Here is a 6,263-nt window from a genome sequence, read left to right on the forward strand (position 1 = left end):
GGCGGCGCCACACACCGGCTGACCCGGCGACGGAGCGACGACAGGTTCGGCCGGCACCGGCTCCGAAGCCGCCTCCCGCATCCCCCACCCACCCCAGGACGGCGCCATGCAGACGTTCCTGCCCGACTCCGACTTCCGGCGCTCCGCCCAGCTGCTGGACCGGCGGCGCCTCGGCAAACAGCGGGTGGAGGCCCTTCAGGTGCTGCGCGGCCTGACCGTCCCCGGGTACGGCTGGCGCAGGCACCCGGCCGTGCGCATGTGGAGCGGGTACGAGGAGGCCCTCGTCCGGTACGGGCTGGAGATCTGCCGGGTGTGGCGGGAGCGGGGGCACCAGGACAGCTGTGCCGCGTCGCTGGTCGCCGGATACGCGGCCGGCCGCACGGACGCCGCCGTACGCGACCAGCCCGCGCTCGCCGCCGCCGGGGAGCTGCCCCCGTGGCTCGGTGACGAGGCGTTCCACCGCAGTCACCGCTCGGCACTCGTCCGCAAGGACCCGGAGACCTACGCGGAGGTGTTCCCGGGCGTCCCGGCCGACCTGCCCTACGTGTGGCCGGCCTCCGACCGGGCGGGGGCCGAGACGTGAGAGCGCACCGCCGTCCCGGCCGACCTGCCCTGTGTGTGGTCGGCCTCCGACCGGGCGGGCGCTGAGACGTGAGAGCGCACCGCCACCGTGTCCGGCCGGCCGCCGGTCACGCTCCCGCCAGGTCCGCCACCACCTCGCGGGCCGCCCGCGCCCCCGACGCCAGCGCGCCCTGGACCGACCCCGTCGCCCGATGGTCGCCGCACACGTAGCGTCCGGCCGCCCGGCGGCTGCGGCGGCTGAGCGGCAGTCCCGGTTCCATGGCGGGCAGCGCCTCGGCGACCGTACGCGCGGTCAGCAGCTCCCAGCCCCCGGTGTCGGTGCCGTAGCACTCGGCGAGCGCGTCCCGCAGCGTGCGCTCCCGTCCCGCGGTGTCCGCGCCCAGCACGGAGGTCGCCACCAGCGCGTACCCCCGGGGCGCGTGCCCGGGCTGCACCTCGGTCAGCACACAGCTGTTCGTGAATCGGCGCCGCACGTCCGTCACCAGGGTCGGCTCACGCAGCGGGGAGCGGGGCGTGAGGTGGTAGTACGTGGTGACCGTGCGGTACGGCGGCAGGGGCAGGCCGGGCAGCAGCGCCGCCGCCACCGTGGGGCTCGACGCCACGACCACGGCACGAGCCGCCACCTCACGTCCCCCGTCGACGACGACCCCGTCGTCCGTCAGGGCCGTCACGGGTGACTCCAGAGCCAGCGTGCCGGGCGGCAGCGCGGAGGCCAGCAGCTCCGGCACCGCCGCCACGCCGGCGGCCGGCAGGCAGATCGTGCCGCGCGCCATGCTCCGCCAGACCAGGTGGAAGAACCGGCTGGAGGTCGCCAGATCCTCCTCCAGGAACACCCCGGACAGGAACGGGCGGAAGAAGCGTTCGACGAAGCCCTCGCTGAAACCGGCCGCGGCCAGGGCACGCCGGGTGGAGGTGTCCCGCGCCCGCCGGACCAGCGCGGCCGGGGCGAGCATGTCCCGGCCGGTGAGGGTGGCCAGCGCCGCCAGGTCACGCGGCCCGGCCACCCCGCCGCCCACCCCGCGCAGCGCCTGCCGGGGAGCCCGTGTCGGATCCGCGAACCGCAGCCGCCGCCGGCCGGTGTGCACCAGGAAGCCCGGCGTGAACGGGCGCAGCCGCAGCTCCCGGAGCGGCAGGCGCCGGCGCACCTGGGGGTAGGCGGTGTTGAAGACCTGGAACCCCCGGTCCACCACACAGCCGTCCACCAGGTCGCTCCGCATCCGCCCCCCGACCCCGTCCTGGGCCTCCAGCACGCGCACCCGCAGCCCTGCCGCCCCCAGATCCCGGGCGCACGCCAGTCCCGCCAGTCCGGCGCCCACGACGACGGCGTCCCAACCGTTCACGCTCCGCCTGCTGCCCACGTCGTTCCTCCTCGCGGCCGCACGCCCCGCGACGGGACGCTCGGTCAACGCTTCCCGCCCACGCCCGCCACCGGATGCGGCAAGGGACCGGATGACGGCCGGAATGCAGCAGTTCGGGTCACTGCCGGGGAGTCGGCGGCGGGTCCTCACCGCCCGCCGGCCGTGGCTCCCGGTCCCCTTCCGCAGGCGCCGGACCGGGTTCGTGGGCGACGGCCGCGCCGTGCGGGACACCGCCCCCGGACGGGCGCCGTACGGTCAGGCTGCTCACCTCGAAGGACATCTCGGTCGTCCCGGGGAGGGGGCCGGGGTGCCAGCGCCCGGCGCAGACGGACAGGTTGACGATGAGGTAGGCGTGCCAGGAGCGCCCCACCCCCCGCCCGTCGGCGAAGACCGGCGTGCCGTTGAGCCACCAGACCACCGAGCGGCGCCCGAACTCGGTGCGCAGGTCGACCCAGGCGCCCGGCCGGACGGCGTCGTCGCGGTGGTAGCGGTTCGTGCCGCGCACGTGGTTGGTGAACTCCAGCAGGTCCTCGTTGTCGGGGTGGTACTCGAAGACGTCGATCTCCTGGTCACCGTCGCGCCAGGTCCAGATGGCCGGCCACGCGCCGGTCTCCCGGGGCAGCCGCACACGGGCCTCCAGCACGTCCCCCGTCCGTACGGCGAAGCCCTCCTCGCTGTCCTCGGTGGTCAGCAGCCCGGTGTTCCACCGTCCGTCCGGCCGGCGGGTGGCGCGGAACGTTCCCGAGCGGCTGTGGTCGGCGTCGCTCACCAGATAGTCGAGTTTGTCGTCGCCGGGATTGACCGGGCCGCCGCCCGGATAGGCCCAGGACCGGCCCGCGACCCACTGGGCCGTGGAGCCGAAGTCGGCGGTGAAGACGAGATCGGACGAGGGCGGGTCGCGCGGCGCCGGCAGCGGGCCGCGCGCGCTCGGTTCGTTCATGCCCGATGCATGACCGGCGGTGGCCCGGTCATGCGCCCGGCCGCCTCCGGGGCGGCCAAATTGATCCGTCCGGGTGAACGCCGCCCCTCCGCGCGGCGCCGGGCCGCCGATGCGCCGCCGCGGTCCGCGGGCTCGGGCCAGGAGCCGGTGCCCGCGGATCGGTGCGTGCCCGGCGGCGGGAACCGGCACGGACACGGTGCCATGGCGGACACTGAACGGGGGAGCGGGAGGCGGCGATGCGCATGGACGTCCGTGGACAACTGGGCAGCGCGCTGTTCCGCCGGGTGGCGGGACCCGACGGACCGGTCAGCCGCGCCCGCATCCACCAGACACCCGGCCCGCGCTGGTTCGGCCCCGACCGCCCCATCCGGACCGTGCACGGGGACGCCTCGATGTTCATCGGCGGGATCAGCGCCCTGCTGCTGCAGTCGCTCCACCCGCTGGCCATGGCCGCCGTCGCCGCCCACTCCGGCTATCGCGGCGACCCCTGGGGCCGGCTCCAGCGCACCAGCGCGTTCCTGGCCGTGACGACCTACGGCACCGCCGAGGACGCCCAGCGCGCGGTCGACCACGTGCGCGGCGTCCACGAGCGGATCCGCGGCACGACCGGCGAGGGGCGCACCTATCACGCGGCCGATCCGCATCTGCTCGGCTGGGTGCACGCGGCCGAGACGGAGTGCTTCCTGCGCGCTCACGAACGGTACGGCGCCCGCCCGGCGGCAGCCGCCGACTACGACGCCTACGTCGCCGACACGGCCCGGGTCGCCGAGGCCCTGGGGGTCGTCGACCCGCCCGGGGACCGCCGCGCTCTGACCGAGCGCCTCGCGGCCTACCGGCCCGAGCTGCGGGTCACCGCCGACAGCCGCGCCGCCGCCCGTTTCCTGCTGCTGCGCCCTCCGCTGCCGCTCGCGGCCCGGCCGTTCTACGCCGGACTGGCCGCGAGTGCCGTGGCGCTGCTGCCGCCGTGGGCCCGGACCATGCTGGGGCTGCCCCGGCTCCCCGTCGTCGAGGACATCGCCGTACTCCCCGCGGGGCAGGCCCTGACCAGGACCATCCGCTGGGCGATGGCGCCACCGCCGCGCCCGGAGTGAGGGCCGCGGGCCGTGGGGCCGCCCGGGCTCTGTGGCCCGCCGGCTAGTGCGTGGCTCTGTGCAGGCCGAGTTCCGCCACGACGTGTTTGCCCTGGCCGAGCAGGACGGTCTGGAACCGGTCGCAGAGGCGGGTGATCAGGTGCAGGCCGTGGCCTCCGATGCGGTGCGGATTGTGGGCCCTCGGCCGCGGCGGGCGCGGCGAGCTGTCGCGGACGGTGATCCGCAGCAGGGCGGGGTCCGAGGTCAGTTCGAGGAGGAGACCGCCGGGGCCGGGCGCGTGCCGCAGCGCGTTCGTGACGAGTTCGCTGACGACGAGCTGGGCGTCCTGGCTGGGCCGGTGGTCAGGAGGGTGTCCTGCCTGAGCGAGCAGGGTGCGTACGGCGTGCCGGGCGTCCGTGACGGACGTTCCCTGAGCGTCCCAGACGGCCCCGTAGCGCCAGGCCGCGGTCTGGTCCTGCTCATCCGTCGCCTGATTCCTGAGCGGGATGGCCATGATCTTCCTGTGCGTCGGTGCGTGGTCGAGTACAGGTTGCTGCTGTCGGACCCTTGCCGCTTACCCGGTGTGTCCCTTCTTAAGGAATGTCCGGTGCCGGGACGGCGAGCGCACCGCCGCCGGCGGGTCACAGGAAGCGCCGGACCGGGACGACGAGGGCCTCCCGGGCGCGCTGCGCGAGCGCCCGCCGCCGCCACCGCGCCGGGTCGATGTCCACGCTGCGCTCCAGGTCCGCGTCGTAGTCACGGTCGAGGGCCGCGGTGAACGCCTCGTCCAGGACGGCGAGCATGACCTCCTCGTCGTGGTCCATGGAGCGGCGGTTGAAGTTGGTGGACCCGATGAGGGAGGCGACCGAGTCCACCGTGATGATCTTGGCGTGCATCATGGTCGGCTGGAACTGGCGGATGTGCACGCCCGCCTCCAGCAGGCGGGCGTAGTGGTGCTGGCCGGCGAGCTGGCAGGCGCGCTGGTCGGTGTGCGGGCCGGGCAGCAGGATCTCGACCCGCACGCCGCGCCGGGCGGTCTGGCACAGCAGGTCGATGAAGTAGGTGTCGGGAGCGAAGTAGGCGGTGGCGAGGCGGAACCGTTCCTCCGCGGAGGTGAGCATGACGCGGATGAGGGTCTGCATGTCCTGCCAGCCGATGCTGGCGGAGCCGCGCACGACCTGCACGACCGCCGAGCCGGCCTGGGCGTGCTCGGTGAACCGGTCGCGGTCGTCGAACAGCTCCTCGTGGCACTCGGCCCAGTTCTGCGCGAAGGCGGCCGCGATGCCGTCCACGGCCGGCCCCCGGACCTGGACGTGGGTGTCCCGCCACTCACCGGGATCGCGGGCGTCGCCGCACCACTCCTCCGCGATCCCGACGCCCCCGGTGAACGCGGTGTGCTCGTCGACGATGAGGGCCTTGCGGTGGCAGCGGTGGTTCTGCTTGAACGGCGACAGCCAGACGGGTCTGCGGAACCAGGCCACCTGCACACCGGAGGTGTCCATCAGGTCCAGCAGGTCCCGTTCGATCTCCTTGGCGCCGAAGCCGTCGAGCAGCAGCCGCACCCGCACTCCGGCGCGGGCGCGGTCGGCGAGCGCGACGGCGAAGTCGCGGGCGATCTGTCCCCGCCAGTACACGAACGTCATCATGTCGATGGTGTGCCGGGCCGAGCGGATCGTCTCCAGCATCGCGGGGAAGATCTCGTCGCCGTTGCGCAGCGGCACCAGATCGTTCCCCTCGGTGGCGGCCACGCCGATCAGCCGCTCCAGACGGCGGCGCAGGCGCTGCTTGCGCGCCGACGTGTCCGGCGCGGTGTCACGGGCGGCGGGGGCGGGTATGCCGTCGAGGACCACGCCGGTTCTCCTTCTGGGGTAGACATCGGGTCGCGGGCCGCTGGGTGAGCCCGGAGAAGCACATGCCCGGCGGCCACCGCCGCATTCCCCGGACCGGCGGTGAGGCGCGCGCCGGTGCCGGCCGCGTTTCCGGACCGGTCGTGAGGCGCGCGCCGGTGACGGCCGCCGGAGCCAGGCCCCCGTACCCTGCGTTACCCTGGCCGTTCCGTGTGGTGCGCCGGATCCGGGGTCCGTTCGTGCCGGGAGGGCGGGGAGGCTCGATGGACGGCACGTCCGCGTGCGCCGGCGGTCGGACCGCGGCGGACCGGCACGCCACTGTGGTGTCCGCCGTCGGCGTCGGGCGGACCGCCCGCCGCGCCGCCCACGCCCGTGCGGGACTCCGGAAGGCGACACCGCCGCCGGGGTCCGTGCCGGGTCCCGGGCGTTCCCGGGCCGCCCGCGCGCGGCTCGCCGCGGCGCCGGC

The 6,263-nt window shown here is 75.2% G+C and carries 7 protein-coding genes; 3 read left to right on the forward strand and 4 right to left on the reverse strand.

Annotated elements, in window-relative coordinates; genetic code table 11:
- Positions 1-106: 106 nt before the first annotated feature.
- Positions 107-583 carry an MSMEG_6728 family protein gene (locus tag GT045_RS13835; protein ID WP_161334343.1) on the forward strand — a complete coding sequence of 159 codons (477 nt, stop codon included), beginning with the start codon at positions 107-109 and terminating at the stop codon, positions 581-583.
- A 106-nt stretch (positions 584-689) separates the two neighbouring features.
- Here GT045_RS13835 and GT045_RS13840 read toward each other — a convergent pair whose 3' ends face one another.
- Positions 690-1,940 (reverse strand): FAD-dependent oxidoreductase, encoded by a 1,251-nt coding sequence (locus GT045_RS13840; protein ID WP_161334344.1) that lies wholly within the window; start codon positions 1,938-1,940, stop codon positions 690-692.
- A 118-nt stretch (positions 1,941-2,058) separates the two neighbouring features.
- On the reverse strand, positions 2,059-2,880 hold the full coding sequence (locus GT045_RS13845; protein ID WP_161334345.1) for a family 16 glycosylhydrolase: 822 nt from the start codon (positions 2,878-2,880) through the stop codon (positions 2,059-2,061).
- A gap of 236 nt (positions 2,881-3,116) precedes the next feature.
- Here GT045_RS13845 and GT045_RS13850 point away from each other — a divergent pair, with 236 nt between their 5' ends.
- The gene (locus tag GT045_RS13850; protein ID WP_161334346.1) at positions 3,117-3,971 is read left to right on the forward strand and encodes an oxygenase MpaB family protein; all 855 of its coding nucleotides are present in this window, start codon (positions 3,117-3,119) and stop codon (positions 3,969-3,971) included.
- Between the two features lie 43 nt (positions 3,972-4,014).
- Here the strand turns inward: GT045_RS13850 and GT045_RS13855 are convergent, their stop codons facing one another.
- Positions 4,015-4,464 (reverse strand): ATP-binding protein, encoded by a 450-nt coding sequence (locus GT045_RS13855; protein WP_161288460.1) that lies wholly within the window; start codon positions 4,462-4,464, stop codon positions 4,015-4,017.
- A 127-nt stretch (positions 4,465-4,591) separates the two neighbouring features.
- Complete coding sequence (locus tag GT045_RS13860; protein WP_161288462.1) at positions 4,592-5,800, reverse strand: phospholipase D-like domain-containing protein; 1,209 nt, start codon at positions 5,798-5,800, stop codon at positions 4,592-4,594.
- A gap of 260 nt (positions 5,801-6,060) precedes the next feature.
- Between GT045_RS13860 and GT045_RS39690 the strand changes: the two genes are divergently transcribed.
- The coding region (locus tag GT045_RS39690) for a hypothetical protein (RefSeq protein WP_237538568.1) at positions 6,061-6,263 on the forward strand (203 nt) is incomplete at its 3' end.

Source organism: Streptomyces sp. SID486, from assembly GCF_009865385.1.
In the GTDB taxonomy this organism is placed as follows: domain Bacteria; phylum Actinomycetota; class Actinomycetes; order Streptomycetales; family Streptomycetaceae; genus Streptomyces.